The sequence below is a fragment of the Salinicoccus halodurans genome, from assembly GCF_900114445.1.
Lineage (GTDB): Bacteria > Bacillota > Bacilli > Staphylococcales > Salinicoccaceae > Salinicoccus > Salinicoccus halodurans.
The window spans coordinates 279,997-303,011 of record NZ_FOTB01000006.1; the positions used below are offsets into that span (position 1 = coordinate 279,997).

Here is a 23,015-nt window from a genome sequence, read left to right on the forward strand (position 1 = left end):
TAAACAGTCTATACAATTCAGAAAATAAAGTCAAACCAATACAAAAAAGCCAAAGTCGGACTTTGGCTTTTATATTTCATTTTCTTTTTTTAAATCGGTTTTTGACTTTCAAAAGCAGCTGATTCTCTTTTTGTACCTGCTGCTCGCGTCCGTAGCTTTCAGAACGTCTCATGAGTTCATCCTGTGCACTGATCGGTTCATATGAATTTTTCACATATTCATAAGTTCCATCAGATTTTTGGACCCTGGCCTTAACATTATCTGTGAGATAGAGCCTGTTGACGGATTTCAGTTCTTCCAGAATGCGCGGATCATTGATTGGAAAGAGTATTTCAACACGCTTGATCATGTTTCTCGTCATCATGTCCGCAGACGAAAGATACATTTTTTCTTCACCATTATGATTGAAGTAATAAATCCTGGAATGTTCAAGGAAACGTCCGACAATACTGATCACACGGATGTTGTCGCTGACACCTTCGATGCCGGGTTTGAGGCAGCAGATCCCTCTGATGACGAGATCTACTTTTACACCCTCCTGGGAAGCCTGCAGCAGCTTGTTGATCACTTTTTTGTCCGTCAATGAATTCATCTTGGCAAAGATATAGCCATTACCGTGTTCTTTATGAAGCTCAATTTCTTCATCGATCGATTCACCGAACAGGTCGCGGATTTCGAATGGTGCGACATGCAGTGAATTATATTCAGGCTTGAGTGAATAACCACTGAGATAATTGAAGAAGTTGATCGCATCAGTACCAATTTCAGAATCTGTTGTAATAATTCCCATATCAGTATATTGTTTTGCTGTCGAATCATTATAGTTCCCTGTACCCAAATGGACGTATCTGACGATCTTTCCCTTTACCCTTTTAACAACAAGGGTGATTTTACTATGAGTCTTGAGATAGTGCATGCCGTAGATGACATGACATCCCGCATCCTCGAGTTCTTTGGCCCATTGGACATTATTCTCTTCGTCAAACCTTGCTTTCAGCTCTACAAGAACTGTTACCTGCTTATTATTCTCAGCTGCACGTTTTAATGCCTCGATGATGGGTGAATCACTCGATACCCTATACAATGTCTGTTTGATTGCAAGCACATCCGGATCCTCTGCTGCCTCCTTCATGAAATCCACGATAGGCTCGAAGCTTTCAAAAGGATGATGAAAGAATATATCTTCCCTCAGTGCCTTATCGTAAATATTATCTGAACCGAGGAATTTCGGTTCCTGAGGTACGAAGGACTGATAGACAAGATTCGGCAGCCTCTCTTTGAGTTTTGAAGACAATTCGAACAGGAACGTCAGATCGAGCGGTCCATCAAATTTATATATATCATCTTCATGCAGATCAAGTTCATTCCTCAGAAATGAGCCGTTGATTGTATAATCATTGCTGATATCGATTTCGAGTCTTACCGCCGCACCTTTAGTCCGCTCTTTAAGGAAACGCTCTATTTCAATAAGGAGGTCTGCCGCCCCCTCTTCATGAATCGTCAGATCGGCGTTTCTTGTAATACGGAATGGAAACGTCCTGTCAATGCGGTAGCCTTTGAATAATTTTTCGATATATGTTTCGATAATATCTTCTGTAAGCACATAATACGTATTTATTCCGTCCTGCATCTCATAAAATCTTTTGATGACTGTCGGCAGCTGAACGATTGCTGTCTGGTCCCCAAGATCATCTGAGAGATTCACGAATATATTGATCTTTTTATTTTTCAATTTTGGAAAAGGACGGTATGCATCGATGCCGAGCGGTGTAAGTGAGGGATAAATTTCCGTATCAAATATACCCTCTAGTTCTTCCTGTATGGATTTTGGCAGTTCATGGGGATGTTTAAAATAGATATTATATTTACCAAGCTCACTCGTCAGCTTATGATAATATTCATATTGAACTCTGCTGTTTTGCCTGTTCAGTTCACCGATCCCTTTTAATTGCTGTCCCGGGGTCAACTGTGTTTTTGTATCCGGTTCGTGGTAATTCATTTTCACCTGGTCTTTCAGACCGGCGACACGCACCATAAAAAATTCATCGAGATTTGAGCTGGTGATCGCCAGAAACTTGAGTCGTTCCAGAAGAGGATTATTCGGATCTATCGCTTCCTGGATCACTCTGTAATTAAACTGGAGCCAGCTCAGCTCTCTATTGTTATAATACTTTTGATCATTCAATCTGTATGCCATCTCAATCCTCCCCTTCGATATTATACATTCTGAATATTAATTTTCTGTAAATTTGACCACCAGATCTTCATCCATAATCTTTTCTATATGCTTTTTTTGACGATTTGCCTGATACTCTTCAGCAATAGGATCCCCTTTATATTCAACCGTCAATACCATCTCATCATCCTCTTCCTCGAGATAAAGCTCCTTCACCACTCCTGTATCTGAAACATTCAGGGCATTTGCAAATTTCAGTATGCTGCCGAGAGCCAGTATATCCTCGATTTCATCGTCATCGAACCAATCGGTCTCATCGGCATAGAACTGGAGGAGGGTTTTATTTTTAAAACTGGCCATCAATGCCAGCCTGACCCTGTCTTTGTGCACGATACCATTGATGTTGCTGTTGGAGATCAGATAATAGGTATGCTGACTGGTCGCATCACGATCGATGAAATCACCAACATAGAAAAGATACGCCGCATTCTTCATCAAATTTTTCTCATGCTTTTCAAAATCAATATATTGATGCTTTTCCAGCTCATGAAAGAGCCTCTCTGCCAGTTCAGTCCTGCGTTCTGATGCGGACGGCTTTATTTTAAAATCATTTGCCAATTCAATCAGCGATTCCTTGAACACTTCATGTTTATCGAATGCATCCGGATAATCTTTGGAGATGATCGATATCGCCATTCCTTCACGGATCCCTTTTCTGCTGAATTTGAACTCATCCGCTTTGACAACATCATAAATCGTCCTGAATACTATTGTACTCGGCAGGATGATGTCACTGCGGTCTTTGCTCAGACCATCAATATCATCGAGATCGCTACTGTCCGTATTTTTCAACAGACTGTAGACATTCTTAAGATCCCCTTTTGTCATGGAATAGCCATGTACACCTGCAATCGGATAATTCGTAGAGGACTGGTGGATTCTGGCAATATTACGTGCACTGCCGCCGATTGCCAGAATTGGAACCTTTCTCTTTGCAAGCCATTTGACGCTTTTCAGCTGTTCTTTAACGTACTTTTCGGTTTCTGCAATTGCTTTTTTGTCATTATGATCCCTGCCTTCAAAGAACATCGATTTCAACGTCACTACACCAAAAGGCAGACTGGCAGAGTGTATGAGCTTTTTATCCTCAAAGTAAGTGAGCTCAGTACTTCCTCCCCCAATATCGATTGTGACTGCATCAGTATTACTGATTGTGTGCACCACTGCATGATATCCATAGTACGCCTCTTCTTTTCCGGTGATGACTTTGAGTTTCATCCCGACTTCTGATTCCACCCGTTCCAGAATCTCATCAACATTGACGGATTGTCTGATGGCTGCTGTTGCAACCGGATAGATATCATTAACTTCATATTTCTCTGCAATCTGTCTGAAACTGTTTAAAATAGAGATGAGGGCATCTATTCCCTCGTCCTCCATTTCATAATCTTCATTTAAATATCGTGCAAGCCGGGCCGGTGTTTTAATGTTCTGCAGCTCTTTCAGCCCTGTGCTCCGGTCATATTCAAACAGTACAAGACGGATTGTATTTGAACCAATATCCACTAAACCAATGCGTTTCATAAAATACCCCTTAATTTTTAGATTGAATCATGTCTTCCGGTTTAATCCATTCATCGAATTGTTCTTCAGTCAGATGACCGGATTCAATTGCGGATTCTTTAAGCGTAAGTCCTTTTTCATGCGCGTTTTTTGCGATTTTAGCTGCATTCTCATAACCGATGTGCGGATTGAGTGCTGTAACAAGCATAAGGGAGTTCTTCAGGAAGCGTTCAATATTCTCTTCAATCGGCTCGATACCGACAGCACACTTGTCATTGAATGTCTGCATACCATCTGCGAGCAGATAGATGGATTGGAGTGTGTTATACAATATAACTGGTTTGAATACATTCAGCTCGAAGTTGCCCTGTGATGCTGCAAATCCGACTGCTGCGTCATTGCCGAACACCTGTGTGGCAACCATCGTCAGCATTTCAGACTGAGTCGGGTTGACTTTACCCGGCATGATTGAAGAACCCGGCTCATTTGCAGGAATCTCGATTTCGGCAATTCCCGCCCTCGGTCCGGATGCAAGCCACCTTACATCATTTGCAATCTTCATCAAGTCTGCTGCAAGTGCCTTCAGGCCACCATGAAGATAAACTACTTCATCATGTGCAGTCAATGCGTGGAACTTGTTTGGAGAAGATACAAAATCATAGCCTGTCTGATTGGAAATCTCTTTGGCCACTCTATCGCCAAATTCCGGATGGGCATTTATTCCCGTACCTACTGCTGTACCTCCAATAGCCAGGTTTTTAAGCTGCTGTTTAGATTCTCCAATAAGCGTCTCGCATTTTTCCAGCATGTATCTCCAGCCACTGATTTCCTGACCGAGTGTAAGTGGCGTCGCATCCTGCAGGTGCGTCCTGCCAATCTTGATGATGTTCTGAAATTCATCTTCTTTTTTCTGGAATGTATCTTTCAGCACACGAAGTGCAGGCACTAATTGTTCTTCTACAGATTGATAGAGCGCAACATGCATCGCTGTAGGATAAGTGTCATTGGAACTCTGGGATTTATTCACATCGTCATTAGGGTGCACTTTTTCATCAACGCCCTTTTCAGCGAGGTATTCATTCGCAACATAACTGACCACTTCGTTCACATTCATGTTGCTCTGTGTGCCGCTGCCTGTCTGCCAGACGACTAGCGGGAAATGCTCATCCAGTTCCCGTGCAATGACTTTGTCACATGCATGGATAATCGCATCTTTTTTATTATCTGAAAGTTTTCCCAGTGCATTGTTGGATACTGCCGCAGCCTTTTTCAGATGGGCGAAGGCGACGATGACTTCCATAGGCATCTTCTCTTTGCCGACCGGAAAGTTCTGTCTGCTCCGCTCTGTCTGTGCAGCCCAGTATTTTTCACTTGGCACCTTGATTTCACCGATAGTATCTTTTTCTATTCTGTATGACAATTAAAAAACCTCCTGAAAAATTAGTATTCATAGAATATTTTATACTAATTTCCAGGAGGATTCATCTGTTATTGACGTTTTTCATTTTCTTCCGGGTTCAATCCATGGGATTCATCATCTGAAGAATCGATCGGATAGTCTTCATTTTGGGAGATTTGTTCCATTTCTTTACCCAGTGCTTTAACGTCTTCCATATCTTCTGTCATTTCATTTGGATCCGGCTCAACATCTTTTCTGTAATCAAAATCTTTTTTCTTTTCCATCATTGCCACCTGCTTTAAGCGAATTCCGAAGTATAATATTCTACGATATCCGGGTCCAGCTCAGAAGCCGCTTCATTATCCAGCACTACAGTCACCATTCTGTGCTGTTTGACTCTACCGAATGCTTCTTCATCATTTTCCTTGGCATTGTACAACTCTCTCACAGCTTTGGCCTTATCTCTGCCTGTTGCGACAAGGATCATTTCTTTTGAATCGAATAAAGCATCATTGCTGCCGGAGTCACCGTAGCCGATTTTTCCATCCGTTCCGATTGTAAGCAGTGCAAGATTCACACGCTTCTTACTGCCCAGAACATCTTTCAGTGCTTCCGGCGTCCCCTCGGTCCTCAGCTGATTTTCCGGTATATCCAGCTTTTTGAATACATCAGCAGAAAGCTCACTGCCCACTCCCACTAGATATACCTGGGAAAAATCTGCAGGATGCTGCTTGACTTCCCCCACAAATTTTTCATACGTCCATTCCAGACTTTCATCAAGCTCTACAGCCATGACACTGGTGGGATTATTATGGACCTGTTTCCTCAAAATATCAGCAGCATATATGCTGAGCAATTCATTGTCCTTATAGATTTTGAAATTCATAGCCATGATGATTCCTCCTAATTTTCTCACTGTCAATCCTATTGTACCCTTATCAATACTGTTTCTAACAATAAAAATTATCCGAATACCGCTTTTTTCTTTCCCTGCTTTGGTTTATAATGAATATATGTATTTAACACAGGAGGGCCTATATCTATGAAAGCATTTCTTATACTGATGGTTTGTGTCTCCTTTATGACTTCTATTATGACAGCGTGCCGTGAGTCAGAATGGGGTTATAAAGATAATGGTGAAGAGAAGATAAATTAATTACTTACGAAAAGAAGTCATGCAGGAAAGTACCTGCATGACTTCTTTTTATTGACCTAAAAAGCCCTGACCTTTGATCACTGCATCCACATCGAGCCTCTGTTTCTTCGACAGCATGCCGATGACCTGATCGCTCCACGTATCATTTCTCCTGCCGCCGCTGCGCTCTTTGTAATATTCACTGATCCTCTCATCATATTCCTCTATGTCGTCCTTCACCTTGTCCACAGACTTATACGTATTCTCATGGTAGACAACATCGAACGGCAATCTTTCCTTCCGGCTTCCTTCATGGTCGGGTTTCCCCACAACCATGCCGAAGAGTGGGATCACACCTTTGGGCAGTCCGAGGATTTCCACCACTTTGCCCATGTCGTTTCTGAGTGATCCGATATAGCACATTCCAAGCCCCATGCTTTCTGCTGCTACAGCGAGATTTTGTGCCGCGAGAGTCGCATCGACGGTACCAACAATCAGCTGTTCTGTCTTATCATAGGAAATAGGCGTTCCCTTATCTTTTGATAATTCATAATGCCGGTTGTAATCTGCCAAAAAGACGAAAAGATGCCCGTTATTTTCGACATAACTCTGTGTGCTTATTTCTTTTAACGCCCTTTTTTTTTCATCATCCGTGACACCGATGATCGTATAGGCCTGAACGTAGCTCGACGTACTTGCACTTTGGGCGGATTCCACCAGTTCCCTGATTGTTTCCTGGTCCAATTTCTCATCCTTGAACTTTCTGATTGATCGGTGATTTTTAAGAATATCAATGGTTTCGTTCATCGATCTATTCCTCCTAATGTAATCCTTGGTTCCCCTGCTGCCTCAATGCTTCATAAATCAATATGGCTGCAGTGTTGGAAAGGTTCAACGATCTTATTTTATCATTCATTGGAATTCTAAGTGCATTATCTGCATAGCGTTCCATGATCCAGTCAGGCAGACCGGTGGTTTCCCTGCCGAACACAAAGTAATGATTCCGGTCAGTATCGCTGAAATCCATTTCTGTATGGAATCTTTCCCCGAATTTTGTAAGGAGATAATATACGCCCTCCGTCTTCTCAAAAAATTCTTCAGCAGAATCGTAATATCTGATATCCATATGGTGCCAATAATCAAGCCCTGCCCGCTTCAGCATCTTATCGTCGGTTGAGAATCCCAACGGGCGGATGAGATGCAGGGTTGTGCCAGTTCCGGCACATGTCCTGCCGATATTGCCGGTGTTCGCCGGTATTTCAGGCTGATAGAGTACAATGTGATTTGCCATTTATTCTTCTCTCCTAAACTGCTTCCTGGATGCCTTTCAGCATCTCTTCCTTCACTTGTTCATCTGTTTCGATTTTATATCTTTCATTGATATATTCAAGGGCATCATTTTCCAGAATCCTGCCGATCGCCCAGTATGCTGTTCCCTTGATTACAGGTCTGGCATCATTTTCAGCAACCCGCTTCAATACTTCTGCTGAATCCACTTCTTTGAAATGGGCAAGTGCGATGATCGCATTCCTCTGAATCGGTTTCTTGCCTCTCCATACACCTGCCAGATGTCCATATGTTTCTTTGAAATCCCTGTTTGAAATCTCGAGCAAACTGGTAAGTTCCGGTTTTAATATTTCAGGTTCAAGCACGATATCTTCATGGTGGTCGGTGTTTATCCCTTTATTCCTCGGGCATACCTGCTGGCATGTATCACAGCCATAGAGCCTGTTGCCGATCTTACTGCGGTATTCGTCCGGCAGAAATCCTTTGGTCTGTGTCAGGAATGAAATGCATTTCTGCGAATCCAGCTGGCCGTTCCCCACCAATGCCCCGGTAGGGCACCTGTCGACACAGAGGTTGCAGTCTCCACATGAATCGATCAGTTCTTCATCCGGCGGAAACGGATAGCTTGTAATCATTTCACCCAGATATGAATATGTCCCCAGATTCGGATTGATCATAAAACCATTCTTGCCAATGTAACCGAGCCCGCTTCTCCTTGCTACTTCCCTGTCACTCAATACACCCGTATCCACCATACTTTTCGTTTCAATATCAGGATCCAGGGATTTAATGAATTGCTCCAGCTTATCAAGCCGATCATTCAGAAGTGTATGGTAGTCCACTCCCCATGAGGCCCGGGCAAACAAACCTCTCCGTGCGCCTTTTCTGCTTTTCGGAGCATCTGGGAGTTTATTCGGATATCCTACAGCAATTGAAATGATGCTGTTTGCTGATTCCAGGCTCCTTTTCGGTTCCGTACGTTCTTCGACAGAACCTTTTTCAAAACCGGATGCATATCCTTTTTTATGATAGTCGATCAGCTTTTCCCTGAATTCCAAAAATGGCTCTGAGTGAGTAAACCCGATTTCATCAATACCGATCGAATGGGCATAATCTATTACTTTCTGTTTAAATTCACTGCGTTCCATATAATCACCTGCCTTTTGAATGGATTGAAATTTTCCTTATATTCATTTATCATTAAGATTAACTATTAAAAGAAGTGGGTGAACTGTAGGCCGATGAAGTAATTATCTTTTTTCCATGAAACTGGACATGACGCATGTGTACGCTTTTTATTTGTTGTGCGCAAAAATCATGTTGGAAAAGGGATAATTGGATGAGTCTGACTACTATATGATTAATGTTCATTTTGCACGGGAGGCCTATGCCCGTCATCCTTCATTATATTATACAGCCCGGCTCCCTTTTCTGACAAACAGAATCGAGGAGATTTTTTATGTTCGAAATAAACAATGCAAAAATCGATGTACAGGGTGAAAGACTACTGAGTATCGGCCGCCTGTCCATACAGTCTGTAAAAACAATCGCGTTAATCGGAAGAAACGGCAGCGGAAAAACCACCCTCTTCAATTATATATTTAGAAACAGGGATAAAATTGCAGGATGTAATAGGATTGAACTCGTCCCGCAAATCAAAGAGAAAGACACTGGAAGAAGCGGTGGCGAGAACACCAAGTCATATTTACAGCAATCGCTGCATAAAAATGCCCGCATCATGCTGCTCGATGAACCCACTACACACCTGGATGAAAAAAATGTGCAGTGGCTGATCAACAAACTTAAACGGTCTCCGGGTATTAAGATCATCGCCTCACATGACAGACATTTCATAAATCAGATAGCGGATGAAATATGGTCGATTGAAAATCGCGGGATAAAAGTGTACCCCGGAAACTATGATAAATACCGCGAAATTAAAGAACATGAGATAAAAAGACAGCAGGATGAATATAAGCAGTATACAGCAAAGAGAAAGCATCTGGAGAAGGCGATCACCCATAAAGTGAACAGATCTTCAAACATCAACAGACCTAAAAATAAACAGGACTCGGATTTCAGACAGACAGGTGCAAAGCCATACTTCAATAAGAAGAAGAAAAAGATGGAACAAGTTGCCTCCAGTATGAAGACAAGACTTGAACAGCTTGAAGTCAAAGAAAAGCCGTTTGAAGAAAAGAGCATCCATTTCAATACAGGCCATATTGAAGAGATGGGTAACCGGATCATTTTCAAATTGGAAGCTGAAGATGTTTTTGTAAATGATAAACTGCTTATAAAGGGGGCAAAACTTTATATACGGGCGGGGGAACATATCGCAGTTACAGGTCCCAACGGTTCTGGAAAAACCACATTGTTCAATCATCTGGAAAATAAATATGATGACGAAACTTTATCCATTGGTTATTTCCATCAGCAGCTGGAATCGCTGGAGAATGATAAAACCATCCTTGAAAATATAATGAATACAAGCATGTATGATGAGACGACAGTCAGAACGGTACTGGCCAGACTCGCAATCTCCGGTGATGATGTCTATAAACCTGTATCTATTACAAGTGGAGGGGAACGCGTCAAGGTACAGCTCGTTAAAATGATGATGTCGGAAGCTGCTGTACTCCTTCTTGATGAACCGACCAACTTCCTCGATATCCATACGATCGAAGCACTGGAGAAGATGATCAGAGAGTACCCCGGCACCATACTGCTGATCAGCCATGACAGGATGTTCAGAGACAATGTCGCGGATACGACCTACTCCATTAAAAATCAACTGCTCAACGAAAATATAGAAATTAGAGGCAAAAATGAAAGAGAGGATAATCTGATGATCATCGAAACGAGAATTACCGAGGTGCTCAGTAAAATGTCAGAGGGGACAACAGCAGAACTGGATCAGGAATTCCAGAAACTGTTACGCCAGAAAAAAGATTTGACAGATAGCTAGAATAAAAAGACCAATCGGGGTACTGGCATTCCGACTGGTCTTTTTTTATCTTTATCCTCTGATGTCTTTGGACAGCGCTGCTGCACCGATGACGCCCTGATCGTCATTCAGAAGAGGCGCCGTGATATATGTTTCCACGTCGTCAATTTCAATATAATCATTTAAAATTTTCTTGAATTCTGTACGGATCAGCGGATACAGGTGAGCTTGTTTCATGACTCCTCCGCCTATAATGATCCGCTCAGGACACAGCACTAATGTATAATTGACCAATGCCTCTGCAATGTAATGAGCTACAGTCTCCCATACCGGGTCATCCACGCTGATATCCGCCCCTTTGATGCCTGTCCTCTTTTCGATTGCCGGTCCGGAAACCAGACCTTCGATACAATCCTCATGATATGGACAGCTGCCGCGGAATGTATCACCATCCATCTTTTTAACTTTGATATGACCCATTTCAGGATGTGTCACTCCTTTGAACACCTCGTCATCTTTTACAAATCCGGCACCTACACCCGTGCCGATCGTAATGTACATTGCCGAATCCACATCCTCTGCAGCACCAAACCTGAATTCGCCGAGACAGGCCGCGTTCACATCTGTATCCACAGCAACCGGGACACCGATTATCCGTTTCAGTTCATCGAGCAGGGGAAAGTCTTTCCACTCTTTTTTCGGAGTATTTTTAATCGTTCCATAAGTATCACTTTTGACATTCAGATCTATGGGTCCGAACGCTCCGACACCCAAAGATTCAATAGGGTGATCTTTGAAGAAATCGACGACTTCGGCCAGTGTATCTTCCGGTTTTTGTGTCTGGATCACGCATCTGTCTTTCGTTTCATTAAATTCATCCATTACGGAACAGACGAATTTAGTTCCGCCAGCCTCTATTGCACCAATCAGCATATGAGCCACTCCCTGCATTATTTTATGATGGAATTCCTATGAATATTATACAAGGCTGAAACTGCCGAAAACAGTTCCAGCCTTGTATTTGATGCCTGTATGAAGAATAACCCTTCAGGCGTACTCATTCATCGCTCTTTGAATCCGTTTAGGAATCATGCATACAGCAGCCTTCATATCTTCAGGTCTGAATGTCTTGTCGATGCACTCTTCCCAAAATTTAAGGTGCGTTTCATCTATAGGCGGATCATCTTCGTCCAGCTCTTTGCCGGTTTCATCCTGCACACTGTACCAGTACAGATATTCATGATCTCCTTTTTGCTCACGGAAGATAGTCTCAACGAACATTTTTTCCCCTTCCAGGGTGACTAGGACATCATCCATATGATCCTGCATGTACTCGATCCATTCGTCTACACGCGCGCTTTTATTTTCTTTTATTCTGAACTTAGTCAATTCCACTTTCATTTAAGACTTCCCCCTCTTAATTGTATTCACAGCAACTATATGTTAACTCATTTGTCTTCAATTTGAAACACTATAATAATCTACACCATATATCCGAAAATTAAAAGCTCTTTTTTAAAGTTTTCTTACCTTTTTCCATTCCATTCTGCGTAAAATTGTTCCAGGTAGTTTTCCATGAATACATGCCGCGAGTCAGCCATCCTTTTTGCGGCATCTGTATTCATCAAATCTTTAAGTTTGAGCAACTTTTCATAAAAATGATTAATCATTGTATTATCATCATCTTTATAGGATTCAAATGTCATATTTTCACGCGGATGGATTTCGGGATGGTACAGTTCATGCCCTTTATTGCCCCCGAATATGAATGTTCTTGCGATGCCCACAGCACCAAGTGCATCCAGTCTGTCAGCATCCTGCACTATTTCATCTTCTAAAGTCCGTGCCTGGAACGGATTATTCCCCCCTTTAAAAGAGACTGCCTGCATCGCATATATAATGCGGTCAATGGTATCTTCCCCCACTTCATTTTCCCGCAGGAAAGCTTTAACTTTTTCAAGCTGTCCGCTTTCGTCATCAGTTAATTTATAATCGATAAAATCATGGAACAACGCAGCCATCTGAATGATAAACAAATTGCCTCCCTCTTCAGACTGAATATGTAATGCATTATTATAAACACGGATAACATGCCAATAGTCATGTCCTGTCACATCCTGATTATGGAAATCGCTTATTATTTCATGTGCTTGTTCTATAATGTCACTCTTGTTCATCATCATTACTCCATTTTCTTTTTTTAACAGTAAATCCTTCCATTGAGGCAGTCATCATTTTACAATCTCTCCGGACATACACCCCGGTGAGGCAGGAAACCTTTCCCCGATCCGCCTTACAATCACCCCGGCAACGCTGTTCGCCCTGAATATATAAAACCATCGTATATCCATTTTTTTATTATATTTATGTCATATGCATATTCTTGTATAAAATTTTCTCTGTGAATTTGGAATATCTGAACCTGAAATTCAAATGATCGCTCAGAAATAATTCGAAAAGTGTCTTATGTCTTTATATGTAATGGAATAGAATGATATCATCCGGGTTCATTTCGCTCGATATCAACCGTTTCAAATTATGGCAGGAATCTTTCATTTCATCATTTATATCTTCAAGAACATCTATGAAAATCGCATCGATAAGGTATTCCTTTATCTAAAATCTCCCATAGAAAGTCCCTCAGTATAGTTCGCTTTCCCAGCAATTTCAGTGGCTGTGATTTTGTCATAGGTTTTTTCATATAATAATTCCAAAGATGATTGCTTGATATTCTGAACCGATCTCTGAATCGTGTATATGCTGTCTCCTATATAAATCTTTACTTAACAAAATCATGGATCTGTCTATTAATGGACATTATAACATGGTTGATGGAAGCCTTGTTTGAGATTACGGTTGAAGTGACAACAATATTAAAGGAGTGGTACTGTGACTTATCCAGTATTGAGAGATAAAGTGGCAATTAAAACAGGTTCAGCTATAGGCATGGGCAAAGCAGCTGTTGAATTTTATGAAGGTGCCAGCCTGTGGTTTTCCTCTGACGCATCATCGTCTATTACAGGAACAACAATTCACGCAGAGGCGGTATATACTTCAAGATAATACAGATACTTTTAAAGGATTGGCAAATGCCAATCCTTTATCTTATGAGCGCTGCAATTTGTGCCCTCGATGTTGTCCCTTCTCTTATCGGATACAAAGGGAAATTATGGTTCATCATATTATATTCATAATAATGATGTTCTATCTCCTGCTGAGTGAGCATTTCAGAAAACTTTGCGGCATCCGGATAACATACTTCCCTTGTGCCGATGAATATGGAAATTCTGCCCAATCCATTCAGATTCCCGTACAGAGGAGATAATTGAAATGATTCGAGATTTGAATTCCCTGCCCACATCCTGCCTATCTTCTTTAGGTTATCCACATGCAGCATGGGATCTGCCTTTTCATATTCCCTGATATCTTTATTATTTAAAGATATATCCAGCCATGGTGAAATCAGAATTATCTCTTTCGGCTGTCTTATATTCTCTTCCCGCAGCATTTGTGAAATACCGAGCGCCAGTCCTCCACCTGCTGAATCGCCCATCAGTATAATTTCTGAATATCCTTTTTGAATCAACCCCTTGTAAAATTCCATGAGCATTGAATAAGACTTGTCATATGTGAATTCGGGTGTTTTAGGATAAATGGGTATAAAAAACTCTATTCTTGTCTCCTCCACCAGCTTATCCAGAAACCACCAGTGGAATAAAGATGGCTGATTGATATATCCACCACCATGGAGATAAAGTACGCACTTTTTTTGTGTAATTTTTTCTGATGACATTCTAAAAAACTTCATCTCTCCGCTGAAACTGCTTTCCAGTCTGGAATCGACAATGATGTCCGTTGGAATCACATACTCCTTACTATTAATTTTCATCATTTTTCTTATATAATTATCGTCAATCTTATCCGGCCACATATGCGCAAGACGGACAACCATTTCTGATAATCGGCTGCCAACACTTCTATTTTGGATATGGACCGTATGTAAGGAAAATAGTAAAGAAGCCGTTCCGGCTGCCAATAATCCCAGTGCAATGATTTTGGACATACTGCGCATGTGACTTCACCTCTTACTATTAAATAGCCTTTTATATGGAAAATTAAACAAAAAGCCATATCCACTGTAGGGATATGACCTGTAATACATATTAATCTTCTTGCTTTTCAGAGAACTGAAGTTCAAGCTGTGCTTTAACATCTCTGCTTACAAGTACGCCACCGGTTTCAAGTGAAGCATTCCAAGTCAGACCGAACTCTTCGCGGTTGATAGTGAATTCTGTCTCTAAACCATGAACTTCCTGACCGCCCATCGGGCTGATGCCTTTGCCATTATAGACAAGGTCAAAAGTTTTCTCTTTAGTAACGCCTGCAATTGTAACATCACCTGTTACTTTGACAGTGTCACCTGACTTTTCAACATTGTTTGAAGTGAAAGTTATTTTAGGATTATTTTCAGCATCAAAGAAATCTTCTGATTTCAAATGTGCGTCACGATCGGCATTACCTGTGTTGATGCTTGCAGTTTCAATCTCCGCTCTTACTTTAGCACCTTCGAATGTGTCAAGGTTATCAGTTTCAATCTCAAAATTGAATTCTTCAAAACTGCCTTTTACTTTAGAAACCATCATGTGTTTAACTTGGAAATCAACTTCTGAGTGAACTGGATCTGATACATAAACTGTCATGTTTAATTGCCTCCTGGGTAATCTTTTGAATTATCTCTAATTCGAGATAATCCCATGATACAACACCAACTTACTTTTTACAACTTATAAACTAAAAATAAATTATGAAAGAGTTTTTTTTTCATTCTTCTTCCTGTTTTTCGAATAAGTAGTAATAGCAAGTACACTAAAAACAATTGCTAATATAAGATAGACGGAATTATTATCTGATGAAATGAAAATGGTAAGAAAAACTACAGCTAAAATAAAAAATGGGATGCTCATACGATTCCACCTGATTTCAGAAGTACTTAACATATAATATATATAGCCCATTTCATTTAATCGAAACAAAACCCTGCCATTCAGGAAAATAGGCAGGGTTTCCAGTTTAAAGGTATCAGTTTACCGCTGAATTTATCTGCAACAGTCCGCTGCCATACCAGTTCGTGTCACTGCCGATGTATTTTGATGCTCCCTGCATCAATGATCTGACTTCCGCTGCACCTGTGCCTGGGAATGATGATCTGATTACTGCCCCTGCTCCGGCTACGTGCGGTGAAGCCATTGATGTACCATTCAGGCTGCTGTAGCCATTTCCAGGCACCGTTGAGAGGATATTGACCCCCGGTGCCGAAATATCCACTGCAGGACCTGTGGAAGAGAAAGAAGCTCTTTGATTATTCTCATCTGTTGCTGCTACTGCAAAAGCAGAATCATATTGTGCAGGATAGCCTACAGTATCTCCCGTACCTGAAGCATTACCCTCATTTCCTGCTGCTGCCACCACTAAGATGTCATGCTCATAGTATGCTGCATCCACAACATCCTGTATTGCCTGTGAATGGGCTGAAGATCCGAGCGACATATTAATAACATCCATGCCGTTTTGAACCGCCCACTCTACCCCTTGTACTACACCTGAAGAAGAACCTGATCCACTGCTGTTTAATACTTTGACCGCATACAGATCCGCTTCCGGTGCTACGCCTACAACTCCAACATTGTTATCAAGCGCAGCTGCAGTACCTGCTACATGTGTGCCATGACCGCTCCCATCATAATAAGGGTCTGCATCCACCCCTGATGTGAATACTGAATATCCGCCGTGGACATCCAGATCCTCATGGTCTGCATCAATTCCCGTATCGATGACTGCCAGCTTTACACCGGCTCCCTTATCTCCATTCTGATGCGCAAGCGGTGCCTGCACCTTGTCGATGCCATATGGCACATCCTGCTGATATGCATAAACCGGAATATCTTTTTCCACGTAGCTTACATTCGGATGATTTTCCAATTCAGAAACCTTGTCTTCAGTAAGTTCCGCTTCGACCATATCCACTGTTTCAAATTCATGCCCAATTTCTTCAGAAGCAATGCCAAAAGATGAATATGTTGTAAAATCAGACCTCTCTTCAAATTTCACTAAGTATGTTTCTTTTGCTTCCTGCGCAAATGCTGTAACGGAAAAAACAAAAAATGCAGCAAAGACTGTAAGCAGCATAAAAAACTTTTTCATAAATTAAATTTCCCCCTTCTTTCAGTCTATCTCCATAATAAACATGATAAATATGTTATCAATATCCAGTTATGCAAAAAGTTTGTCCATTTTTATGAATGAGGGGAATAAGATTCTGTGGATAGAGCCGAATATTGTCATTCTTTTCCCCATGTATGCTAGCATGGATTTAAATCCTAGTATTTAAGTATATTTAAAAATTCATTAAGGAGGGGTTCATTTGAATAGAATTCCATTGATTGTCTCGACAGATTGGCTTTATGAAAGATTGGAAGATCCGAAAATAAGGATTGTAGATGCAACAACCTTCCTCCAGCATTCAAAGACAGGATACTACGATGTCTGGTCCGGCAAGGAAACATATGATGAAGCACACATTCCTGGAGCTGTGTTTGCAGATATACTGAATGAACTGTCTGATCCTGAAGCTGAACATTCTCTTACAGTGCCTCAACGTGACTTTTTTACAGAGAAGATTTCACAACTCGGTATCGGGGATCCTGAAACCTATGTTGTAGTTTATGACCGTGGAGCGGAAGTTGGAAATACCATTGCTTCAGCCGACTGGGCATCCCGGCTTGCATGGCAGATCCGTTATGAAGGTTTTGAAAACGTAGCAGTTTTAGATGGCGGATTTCCAAAATGGCAGGCAGAAAATAAACCAGTCACTGATGAAGCGGGCACCTATCCTGAAACAATATTCACCGGCGAGAGAAATCCAGCTCTCTTTTCCACAAAAGAAGATGTAAAAAAAGCGATTGGTGATGACAAGGTAGTCATTATCAACAGCCTTGATTCGGATACTTATAAAGGAAAAACAAAAACTTACGAACGTGCCGGACATATCCCCGGAAGCGTAAATGTATTTTTCGGAGATCACTCCAACCCAGAAACAAAAGGGTTGTTGGATGATGAAAAAATTCGTGAGACTTTTGAAAATGCAGGTGCTCTTGATCCCGACAAAAGAGTAATCACCTATTGCGGCAGCGGCATTGCTGCGACCTGGAACGGCCTGCTCCTCAATAAGCTTGGTCAGAACAACGTTTCTGTCTACGATGGCTCATTGACAGAGTGGACAAGCGACTCTGCTCTGCCGCTGGAAACAGAAGAGTAAAAAAGTGCAGCTCCAAAGGGGCTGCACTTTTTACGTCAAGCTAACTTTCATCTGTAAGAAACCTTATGATTTTCAATAAAGATTTTCCTCTCTCATAAATTATGTTCTTCATTTTCATATGCCGTAAAGACAACATCCTGCCCGTTACCTTTCATTCTTTCAGCCATCTGGACCGATTCAGTATATGGAACACGCGAATCATGATGACTAAGGAATAGATAAGAAAGTGAAAGAGTTTTTGGAGGAAAACAGATATATAGAAACAATTGATATGAAGTTCACCAGCATGTCAGGTTATACAGTTTTCATGATTTATAACGAGTAAAAACGCTCCATCCAATCGTATGGATGGAGCGTTCCTATTAAATATGAAATCTTCTGCCCAATTGCGAAAGAAGTGCCTGTTGCGCAAATATAATCATAACCATAATCGCCGCCACGGCATATACTGCCGCTGCAGCACTTGGCCATATGACCGTTGTGATTCCCGCTGCAAATAAAGCAGCCGGAAGAAAACCGAGAATCAGCATCATCAGCATGAAGCTGAAGTAGCTGCTCCATTTAATACGTCTGAAGAATACAATGGATGTAATCATGATCATACCTGAAATAATCAGAATTGGAACGACATAATTGACAGACCATGACAGAAACTCCACTCCTGACTGCGAATCTATAATTAAAAGCAGTGATGTCAGACTCACAACCTGAATGACAATCTTACTGCCAAGATGTGATCTTGAGAGAACTGTATGGCTAAAAGAAACCAGCATATATATGACAGCTCCTGCCACATAGAATATCCATAAAAATTGTGGCATGACTGTTATATTTATTAATAAACATGTCAAAATGATTAATAAACCAGCAAACACCGCTATTTTGGGTGCTCTTCTTCTGGCAAATTTCTTTCCTAAATAAGATGGATACTTTTTTTCCTCAGATGAATCGCTTAAGTCTATCATATTTTCCTGACACAAAGGACATCCCTGCTGGCTGGTCCAGATGCGGCATTCTTCACATTGTTTCATCATGTTTCCCCCACTCATTTGAGTAGACTTCTATGTCTACATCAACATGCTTCATCAGTTCACTGAAGAAGTTTCTGACTAGATCCGTTTCCGCGATTGAGAGTGAAAAAGTCACTGTCATTTTGTTGTTGACTGTTGCAATACCACAGCCCACCGGACTTTTCAATGTTGTATAAAAAGCCAGCTCCATCCGGTCTATATGTCTGCCCATGGATTCGGACAGTTTCACATTCCCCATATTCGTTATTGTCATTGCTTTTGTTCTTTCACCAATATAGTTAAATCCGTAACGCATTGCCGGATATTTTAAAAACACTGGAATCGTCCGCGTCATAAAGCTGTTCTGAAGATAAACATGCTGATTAATGCTTTTTTGAAGTGCCTCTTTCTTAGTGCGTTTAAATAATTCCTCATTCACTTGTTCTAAAATATCTTTAAAAGTTGATGTTTCGTCTATTGTCGCTCCGATATTCGCGACCGAGAAAAAGTTCCGCAAAGTTTTTGAAGGAAACTGCTTTCTCAGATTCACCGGTATTGCGATTGTTATTTTTTTAGGTTTGTTGGATTTTAACAGCGCTTTTTTTCCTATAACTTGAATCATAAGTGCTGTAAAGAATCCTGTCAATGTTGTACCCAGACTTTTTGCATAATTATTGATGAGGCCTGCATTCATTATACCATGGATTATATTCATACCTTCGGTATTTAAAAGGGTTCCTGATATTTGATAGGAGGGTCTATCCTCTTTCCGAAAAACATTCCTATCTTTATTATTAGCATAATTACTGAAACTGTCTTCAGTTTCCATATAATCCGGCTCATTTTCCGGGAGAAGAATCAATCCATCATCCCTGACATCTCTTTTTTTATATTGCAGATATTGATACACCAGAGTTTTCAGAAATTCCATTGCACCCGTGCCATCAGTAAGAGAGTGAAAGACTTCCAGTGATATTTTACGGTTGAAGTAAAGCACTCTCAGAAGGTATCCTCTGCTTTCAGTTGGTTTTATCGGTGAGCAGGGATAGTCAGTCTCTTTCTGCACAAAAAGCATTTCATCATTCTTCTCCATGTAATCCCAAAACAATCCCTTGCGGACACGCACAGTCAAAGTGGGAAAACGTGGTGCAATTACGTCCAAAGCATCCTGCAGCACTTCCGGATCAACTTCCTCTTTCATTACCACAGATACTCGAAAAACATAGGAATTATCAGTATTCGATACAGCATGAAATATTTTTCCCGTATTATCAATTCTATACCAACTGTCCATCCTATCCCTCTTTTACTAATGTAAGTCTTGAAATCCATTATCACATATTAAAGTCCATATTGCTTATAATCTCTAAATAAATAGTAAAAAAGCGCTTATGATAAACATAAACGCGGCATACAATCACTATCTATCGTCTTTCCAGAATTTCTTTAACTGTCTGTACTATATCTTTAGTTTGTTTCTTGTTATTCGTATTGTTTCCTCTCCTTTTCAAAATCGATTAATTTCATAGAGTTTCACTAGGGTTTTTGAACATCAAAATAAAAGACGATCAGAATTAAACTACTCTGATCGTCTTTAGAAAATATTAAAATACTTTATATTAAAAATCAATTTTATAGTTAAATTTAAATACCACCGGCCGGGATCGAACCGGCACTCCCGTAAAGGGAATTGGATTTTGAGTCCAACGCGTCTGCCAATTCCGCCACGGTGGCATGACATTATCATACATAACAAAAATGGAGCGGAAGATAGGATTTGAACCTATGTCTTGCTTCAGGAAGAAGCATGTTCTAAACACTAAACTACTTCCGCTCAATATTAAATTTGGAGGCGCCAACCGGATTTGAACCGGTGATAGAGGATTTGCAGTCCTCGGCCTTACCCCTTGGCTATGGCGCCTTCTACTGGGCTAGAAGGATTCGAACCTTCGCATGACGAGACCAAAACCCGTTGCCTTACCGCTTGGCTATAGCCCAATAATGGGGCGGCTGATGGGGATCGAACCCACGAATGCCGGAACCACAATCCGGTGCGTTAACCACTTCGCCACAACCGCCATGGCAGGGGTAGTAGGAATTGAACCCACATCAAAGGTTTTGGAGACCTCTATTTTACCATTAAACTATACCCCTATATATGGAGGGGGGCAGATTCGAACTGCCGAACCCGAAGGAGCGGATTTACAGTCCGCCGCGTTTAGCCACTTCGCTACCCCTCCATGAGCTAAATGGTGCCGGCCAGAGGACTTGAACCCCCAACCTACTGATTACAAGTCAGTTGCTCTACCAATTGAGCTAGGCCGGCTTAATTTAAAAAATGGTGGTTCAGGACGGAATCGAACCGCCGACACTGTGAGCTTCAATCACATGCTCTACCGACTGAGCTACTGAACCACTGCATATCAATTTTTAAATGGCGGTCCCGACGGGAATCGAACCCGCGATCTCCTGCGTGACAGGCAGGCATGTTAACCGCTACACCACGGGACCTATGTAAAAAATTGCGGGAGGCGGATTTGAACCACCGACCTCCGGGTTATGAGCCCGACGAGCTACCAGACTGCTCTATCCCGCGATAATAATATTAATAAAAATGGCGGAGGAAGAGGGATTCGAACCCCCGCGAGCCGTTAAGCCCCTGTCGGTTTTCAAGACCGGTCCCTTCAGCCAGACTTGGGTATTCCTCCGTATAATATACATTGTACCAAAAACATGGTGGACCTTGCAGGACTCGAACCTGCGACCCAACGGTTATGAGCCGTTTGCTCTGACCAACTGAGCTAAAGGTCCAATATGGCGGCGGAGGGAGTCGAACCCACGACCTCACGGGTATGAACCGTACGCTCTAGCCAGCTGAGCTACGCCGCCATGATAAACAAAGTATTCTAATGAATGGTGGAGACTAGCGGGATCGAACCGCTGACCTCCTGCGTGCAAAGCAGGCGCTCTCCCAGCTGAGCTAAGCCCCCATAAATATATTAAAGGTGAAGCGATGCGGGTGAAGGGAGTCGAACCCCCACGCCCGAAGGCGCTAGATCCTAAGTCTAGTGCGTCTGCCAGTTCCGCCACACCCGCTTAATTTTCTAAAAGAGTCGGGAAGACAGGATTCGAACCTGCGACCCCTTGGTCCCAAACCAAGTGCTCTACCAAGCTGAGCTACTTCCCGTAATTAATTTAAAGCGCGCCCGAGAGGAGTCGAACCCCTAGCCTCTTGATCCGTAGTCAAACGCTCTATCCAATTGAGCTACGGGCGCATAATGATAATAAGGTTTAAAATCTGGTGCCGAGGACCGGAATCGAACCGGTACGGTAATTACTTACCGCAGGATTTTAAGTCCTGTGCGTCTGCCAGTTCCGCCACCCCGGCTAATAATGGAGCGGAAGACGGGATTCGAACCCGCGACCCCCACCTTGGCAAGGTGATGTTCTACCACTGAACTACTTCCGCTTATTATATACCTAAAATGGTGCGGGTGAAGGGAGTCGAACCCCCACGCCCGAAGGCGCTAGATCCTAAGTCTAGTGCGTCTGCCAGTTCCGCCACACCCGCTTGGTTTATGAGCCATAGAGGATTCGAACCTCTGACCCTCTGATTAAAAGTCAGATGCTCTACCGACTGAGCTAATGGCTCATAATAGTAAAGAATGGTGCCGGCCAGAGGACTTGAACCCCCAACCTACTGATTACAAGTCAGTTGCTCTACCAATTGAGCTAGGCCGGCTATTAATGGTGGAGAATGACGGGTTCGAACCGCCGACCCTCTGCTTGTAAGGCAGATGCTCTCCCAGCTGAGCTAATTCTCCATTAATTATGATATTTTATTAATAATAACTTCACTGCCCGGCAGCGTCCTACTCTTGCGGGACGTCAGTCCAACTACCATCGGCGCTGGAGAGCTTAACTGCTGTGTTCGGCATGGGCACAGGTGTGGCCTCTCCGCCATCGCCGCCGGACAGTGAATTGCTTTACCTCAAGCCCTGAATCATCAGGATCAAGGCGGTTCGACTGCTGTCGAACGAATGTCTATTCCGTTCTCCACGCATTGGAAATGCAGGAGAAACTATATATACATTCAAAACCGGATAGAAGCAATAATTCGCGCAGAAACCGAAACACGGTTTCTTCATCAATTCTGAATAAGTCATCGATCGATTAGTATTCG

Annotated in this window: 19 protein-coding genes, 24 tRNA genes and 1 rRNA gene; 3 read left to right on the forward strand and 41 right to left on the reverse strand. The window is 42.0% G+C overall.

What is annotated here, in order from left to right:
- Window positions 1-76 precede the first annotated feature (76 nt).
- The 8 genes from BM271_RS13810 to queG form a co-directional block, all read right to left on the reverse strand.
- Window positions 77-2,197 carry an RNA degradosome polyphosphate kinase gene (locus BM271_RS13810; protein WP_046790628.1) on the reverse strand — a complete coding sequence of 707 codons (2,121 nt, stop codon included), beginning with the start codon at window positions 2,195-2,197 and terminating at the stop codon, window positions 77-79.
- A 36-nt stretch (window positions 2,198-2,233) separates the two neighbouring features.
- On the reverse strand, window positions 2,234-3,760 hold the full coding sequence (ppx, locus tag BM271_RS13815) for an exopolyphosphatase (RefSeq protein ID WP_046790629.1): 1,527 nt from the start codon (window positions 3,758-3,760) through the stop codon (window positions 2,234-2,236).
- A gap of 10 nt (window positions 3,761-3,770) precedes the next feature.
- Window positions 3,771-5,159 (reverse strand): class II fumarate hydratase, encoded by a 1,389-nt coding sequence (fumC, locus tag BM271_RS13820; RefSeq protein ID WP_046790630.1) that lies wholly within the window; start codon window positions 5,157-5,159, stop codon window positions 3,771-3,773.
- A gap of 68 nt (window positions 5,160-5,227) precedes the next feature.
- A complete protein-coding gene (locus BM271_RS13825; protein ID WP_046790631.1) occupies window positions 5,228-5,422 on the reverse strand; it encodes an SAS053 family DNA gyrase inhibitor in 195 nt (64 codons plus the stop codon).
- Between the two features lie 14 nt (window positions 5,423-5,436).
- Window positions 5,437-6,030, reverse strand: a complete 594-nt coding sequence (locus BM271_RS13830) for a sugar phosphate isomerase family (RefSeq protein ID WP_046790632.1) — start codon at window positions 6,028-6,030, stop codon at window positions 5,437-5,439.
- A gap of 312 nt (window positions 6,031-6,342) precedes the next feature.
- Window positions 6,343-7,080, reverse strand: coding sequence for an oxygen-insensitive NADPH nitroreductase (gene nfsA / locus BM271_RS13835; RefSeq protein WP_046790633.1), 738 nt, complete (start codon window positions 7,078-7,080; stop codon window positions 6,343-6,345).
- 13 nt (window positions 7,081-7,093) lie between these two features.
- The gene (gene trmL / locus BM271_RS13840; protein ID WP_046790634.1) at window positions 7,094-7,564 is read right to left on the reverse strand and encodes a tRNA (uridine(34)/cytosine(34)/5-carboxymethylaminomethyluridine(34)-2'-O)-methyltransferase TrmL; all 471 of its coding nucleotides are present in this window, start codon (window positions 7,562-7,564) and stop codon (window positions 7,094-7,096) included.
- 13 nt (window positions 7,565-7,577) lie between these two features.
- Window positions 7,578-8,708, reverse strand: a complete 1,131-nt coding sequence (queG, locus tag BM271_RS13845) for a tRNA epoxyqueuosine(34) reductase QueG (RefSeq protein ID WP_046790635.1) — start codon at window positions 8,706-8,708, stop codon at window positions 7,578-7,580.
- A 311-nt stretch (window positions 8,709-9,019) separates the two neighbouring features.
- Here queG and abc-f point away from each other — a divergent pair, with 311 nt between their 5' ends.
- Window positions 9,020-10,528 (forward strand): ribosomal protection-like ABC-F family protein, encoded by a 1,509-nt coding sequence (abc-f, locus tag BM271_RS13850; protein WP_046790636.1) that lies wholly within the window; start codon window positions 9,020-9,022, stop codon window positions 10,526-10,528.
- 51 nt (window positions 10,529-10,579) lie between these two features.
- Here abc-f and BM271_RS13855 read toward each other — a convergent pair whose 3' ends face one another.
- The 3 genes from BM271_RS13855 to BM271_RS13865 form a co-directional block, all read right to left on the reverse strand.
- On the reverse strand, window positions 10,580-11,440 hold the full coding sequence (locus tag BM271_RS13855) for an ROK family protein (protein WP_046790637.1): 861 nt from the start codon (window positions 11,438-11,440) through the stop codon (window positions 10,580-10,582).
- 114 nt (window positions 11,441-11,554) lie between these two features.
- Window positions 11,555-11,908 carry a DUF6176 family protein gene (locus BM271_RS13860; protein WP_046790638.1) on the reverse strand — a complete coding sequence of 118 codons (354 nt, stop codon included), beginning with the start codon at window positions 11,906-11,908 and terminating at the stop codon, window positions 11,555-11,557.
- A 125-nt stretch (window positions 11,909-12,033) separates the two neighbouring features.
- Window positions 12,034-12,684: an HD domain-containing protein gene (locus tag BM271_RS13865; RefSeq protein WP_046790639.1), complete on the reverse strand. Its 651-nt coding sequence runs from the start codon at window positions 12,682-12,684 to the stop codon at window positions 12,034-12,036.
- 712 nt (window positions 12,685-13,396) lie between these two features.
- Here BM271_RS13865 and BM271_RS14550 point away from each other — a divergent pair.
- On the forward strand, window positions 13,397-13,570 hold the full coding sequence (locus BM271_RS14550) for a hypothetical protein (RefSeq protein WP_234960616.1): 174 nt from the start codon (window positions 13,397-13,399) through the stop codon (window positions 13,568-13,570).
- Between the two features lie 37 nt (window positions 13,571-13,607).
- Here the strand turns inward: BM271_RS14550 and BM271_RS13870 are convergent, their stop codons facing one another.
- From BM271_RS13870 to BM271_RS13880, 3 genes are all read right to left on the reverse strand, one after another.
- Window positions 13,608-14,570, reverse strand: coding sequence for an alpha/beta hydrolase fold domain-containing protein (locus BM271_RS13870; protein ID WP_234960618.1), 963 nt, complete (start codon window positions 14,568-14,570; stop codon window positions 13,608-13,610).
- Window positions 14,571-14,670: 100 nt separating this feature from the next.
- Window positions 14,671-15,207, reverse strand: coding sequence for a YceI family protein (locus tag BM271_RS13875; RefSeq protein ID WP_046790641.1), 537 nt, complete (start codon window positions 15,205-15,207; stop codon window positions 14,671-14,673).
- A gap of 379 nt (window positions 15,208-15,586) precedes the next feature.
- Window positions 15,587-16,708, reverse strand: a complete 1,122-nt coding sequence (locus tag BM271_RS13880) for a S8 family peptidase (RefSeq protein WP_046790642.1) — start codon at window positions 16,706-16,708, stop codon at window positions 15,587-15,589.
- Window positions 16,709-16,928: 220 nt separating this feature from the next.
- Here BM271_RS13880 and BM271_RS13885 point away from each other — a divergent pair, with 220 nt between their 5' ends.
- Window positions 16,929-17,822 carry a sulfurtransferase gene (locus BM271_RS13885; RefSeq protein ID WP_046790643.1) on the forward strand — a complete coding sequence of 298 codons (894 nt, stop codon included), beginning with the start codon at window positions 16,929-16,931 and terminating at the stop codon, window positions 17,820-17,822.
- A 362-nt stretch (window positions 17,823-18,184) separates the two neighbouring features.
- On the opposite strand, the gene BM271_RS13890 is transcribed toward BM271_RS13885, so the two are convergent.
- The 27 genes from BM271_RS13890 to rrf all read right to left on the reverse strand — a co-directional run bounded on the left by BM271_RS13890 (window position 18,185) and on the right by rrf (window position 22,806).
- Complete coding sequence (locus BM271_RS13890) at window positions 18,185-18,871, reverse strand: DUF6320 domain-containing protein (RefSeq protein WP_338054650.1); 687 nt, start codon at window positions 18,869-18,871, stop codon at window positions 18,185-18,187.
- Window positions 18,840-20,126 (reverse strand): alcohol acetyltransferase, encoded by a 1,287-nt coding sequence (locus BM271_RS13895; RefSeq protein ID WP_046790645.1) that lies wholly within the window; start codon window positions 20,124-20,126, stop codon window positions 18,840-18,842. The genes BM271_RS13890 and BM271_RS13895 overlap by 32 nt, the downstream gene beginning before the upstream one ends.
- Before the next feature lie 355 nt (window positions 20,127-20,481).
- Window positions 20,482-20,566, reverse strand: a tRNA-Leu gene (locus BM271_RS13900).
- Between the two features lie 25 nt (window positions 20,567-20,591).
- Window positions 20,592-20,666, reverse strand: a tRNA-OTHER gene (locus BM271_RS13905).
- 13 nt (window positions 20,667-20,679) lie between these two features.
- A tRNA-Cys gene (locus BM271_RS13910) sits at window positions 20,680-20,753 on the reverse strand.
- 5 nt (window positions 20,754-20,758) lie between these two features.
- Window positions 20,759-20,830 (reverse strand) — tRNA-Gln (locus BM271_RS13915).
- A gap of 4 nt (window positions 20,831-20,834) precedes the next feature.
- Window positions 20,835-20,910, reverse strand: a tRNA-His gene (locus BM271_RS13920).
- A 2-nt stretch (window positions 20,911-20,912) separates the two neighbouring features.
- Window positions 20,913-20,986 (reverse strand) — tRNA-Trp (locus BM271_RS13925).
- Window positions 20,987-20,991: 5 nt separating this feature from the next.
- A tRNA-Tyr gene (locus BM271_RS13930) sits at window positions 20,992-21,072 on the reverse strand.
- 10 nt (window positions 21,073-21,082) lie between these two features.
- A tRNA-Thr gene (locus tag BM271_RS13935) sits at window positions 21,083-21,158 on the reverse strand.
- Window positions 21,159-21,171: 13 nt separating this feature from the next.
- A tRNA-Phe gene (locus BM271_RS13940) sits at window positions 21,172-21,247 on the reverse strand.
- Window positions 21,248-21,267: 20 nt separating this feature from the next.
- Window positions 21,268-21,343: transfer RNA gene (locus tag BM271_RS13945), tRNA-Asp, on the reverse strand.
- An 11-nt stretch (window positions 21,344-21,354) separates the two neighbouring features.
- A tRNA-Met gene (locus BM271_RS13950) sits at window positions 21,355-21,428 on the reverse strand.
- Window positions 21,429-21,447: 19 nt separating this feature from the next.
- A tRNA-Ser gene (locus BM271_RS13955) sits at window positions 21,448-21,540 on the reverse strand.
- A 26-nt stretch (window positions 21,541-21,566) separates the two neighbouring features.
- Window positions 21,567-21,643 (reverse strand) — tRNA-Ile (locus BM271_RS13960).
- Between the two features lie 4 nt (window positions 21,644-21,647).
- A tRNA-Met gene (locus tag BM271_RS13965) sits at window positions 21,648-21,721 on the reverse strand.
- A gap of 25 nt (window positions 21,722-21,746) precedes the next feature.
- A tRNA-Ala gene (locus BM271_RS13970) sits at window positions 21,747-21,822 on the reverse strand.
- 24 nt (window positions 21,823-21,846) lie between these two features.
- Window positions 21,847-21,928: transfer RNA gene (locus BM271_RS13975), tRNA-Leu, on the reverse strand.
- Between the two features lie 17 nt (window positions 21,929-21,945).
- Window positions 21,946-22,019, reverse strand: a tRNA-Pro gene (locus BM271_RS13980).
- A gap of 14 nt (window positions 22,020-22,033) precedes the next feature.
- A tRNA-Arg gene (locus tag BM271_RS13985) sits at window positions 22,034-22,107 on the reverse strand.
- A 24-nt stretch (window positions 22,108-22,131) separates the two neighbouring features.
- Window positions 22,132-22,220: transfer RNA gene (locus BM271_RS13990), tRNA-Leu, on the reverse strand.
- A 6-nt stretch (window positions 22,221-22,226) separates the two neighbouring features.
- Window positions 22,227-22,301: transfer RNA gene (locus tag BM271_RS13995), tRNA-Gly, on the reverse strand.
- Window positions 22,302-22,318: 17 nt separating this feature from the next.
- Window positions 22,319-22,403: transfer RNA gene (locus tag BM271_RS14000), tRNA-Leu, on the reverse strand.
- Window positions 22,404-22,411: 8 nt separating this feature from the next.
- Window positions 22,412-22,484, reverse strand: a tRNA-Lys gene (locus BM271_RS14005).
- A gap of 14 nt (window positions 22,485-22,498) precedes the next feature.
- A tRNA-Thr gene (locus BM271_RS14010) sits at window positions 22,499-22,574 on the reverse strand.
- A 6-nt stretch (window positions 22,575-22,580) separates the two neighbouring features.
- Window positions 22,581-22,656, reverse strand: a tRNA-Val gene (locus tag BM271_RS14015).
- 35 nt (window positions 22,657-22,691) lie between these two features.
- Window positions 22,692-22,806: ribosomal RNA gene (rrf, locus tag BM271_RS14020) — 5S ribosomal RNA — on the reverse strand.
- Between the last annotated feature and the right edge of the window lie 209 nt (window positions 22,807-23,015).

Bases quoted from the DNA above. Each gene is read 5' to 3' on its own strand.
- BM271_RS13830 (WP_046790632.1), bottom strand. From the start codon at position 6,030: ATGGCTATGAATTTCAAAATCTATAAGGACAATGAATTGCTCAGCATA.
- BM271_RS13865 (WP_046790639.1), bottom strand. From the start codon at position 12,684: ATGAACAAGAGTGACATTATAGAACAAGCACATGAAATAATAAGCGAT.
- BM271_RS13895 (WP_046790645.1), bottom strand. From the start codon at position 20,126: ATGGACAGTTGGTATAGAATTGATAATACGGGAAAAATATTTCATGCT.
- queG (WP_046790635.1), bottom strand. From the start codon at position 8,708: ATGGAACGCAGTGAATTTAAACAGAAAGTAATAGATTATGCCCATTCG.
- BM271_RS13880 (WP_046790642.1), bottom strand. From the start codon at position 16,708: ATGAAAAAGTTTTTTATGCTGCTTACAGTCTTTGCTGCATTTTTTGTT.
- nfsA (WP_046790633.1), bottom strand. From the start codon at position 7,080: ATGAACGAAACCATTGATATTCTTAAAAATCACCGATCAATCAGAAAG.
- abc-f (WP_046790636.1), top strand. From the start codon at position 9,020: ATGTTCGAAATAAACAATGCAAAAATCGATGTACAGGGTGAAAGACTA.
- ppx (WP_046790629.1), bottom strand. From the start codon at position 3,760: ATGAAACGCATTGGTTTAGTGGATATTGGTTCAAATACAATCCGTCTT.
- BM271_RS13875 (WP_046790641.1), bottom strand. From the start codon at position 15,207: ATGACAGTTTATGTATCAGATCCAGTTCACTCAGAAGTTGATTTCCAA.
- BM271_RS13810 (WP_046790628.1), bottom strand. From the start codon at position 2,197: ATGGCATACAGATTGAATGATCAAAAGTATTATAACAATAGAGAGCTG.
- BM271_RS13855 (WP_046790637.1), bottom strand. From the start codon at position 11,440: ATGCTGATTGGTGCAATAGAGGCTGGCGGAACTAAATTCGTCTGTTCC.
- trmL (WP_046790634.1), bottom strand. From the start codon at position 7,564: ATGGCAAATCACATTGTACTCTATCAGCCTGAAATACCGGCGAACACC.
- BM271_RS13890 (WP_338054650.1), bottom strand. From the start codon at position 18,871: ATGAGTGGGGGAAACATGATGAAACAATGTGAAGAATGCCGCATCTGG.
- BM271_RS13870 (WP_234960618.1), bottom strand. From the start codon at position 14,570: ATGTCCAAAATCATTGCACTGGGATTATTGGCAGCCGGAACGGCTTCT.
- BM271_RS13825 (WP_046790631.1), bottom strand. From the start codon at position 5,422: ATGGAAAAGAAAAAAGATTTTGATTACAGAAAAGATGTTGAGCCGGAT.
- BM271_RS13860 (WP_046790638.1), bottom strand. From the start codon at position 11,908: ATGAAAGTGGAATTGACTAAGTTCAGAATAAAAGAAAATAAAAGCGCG.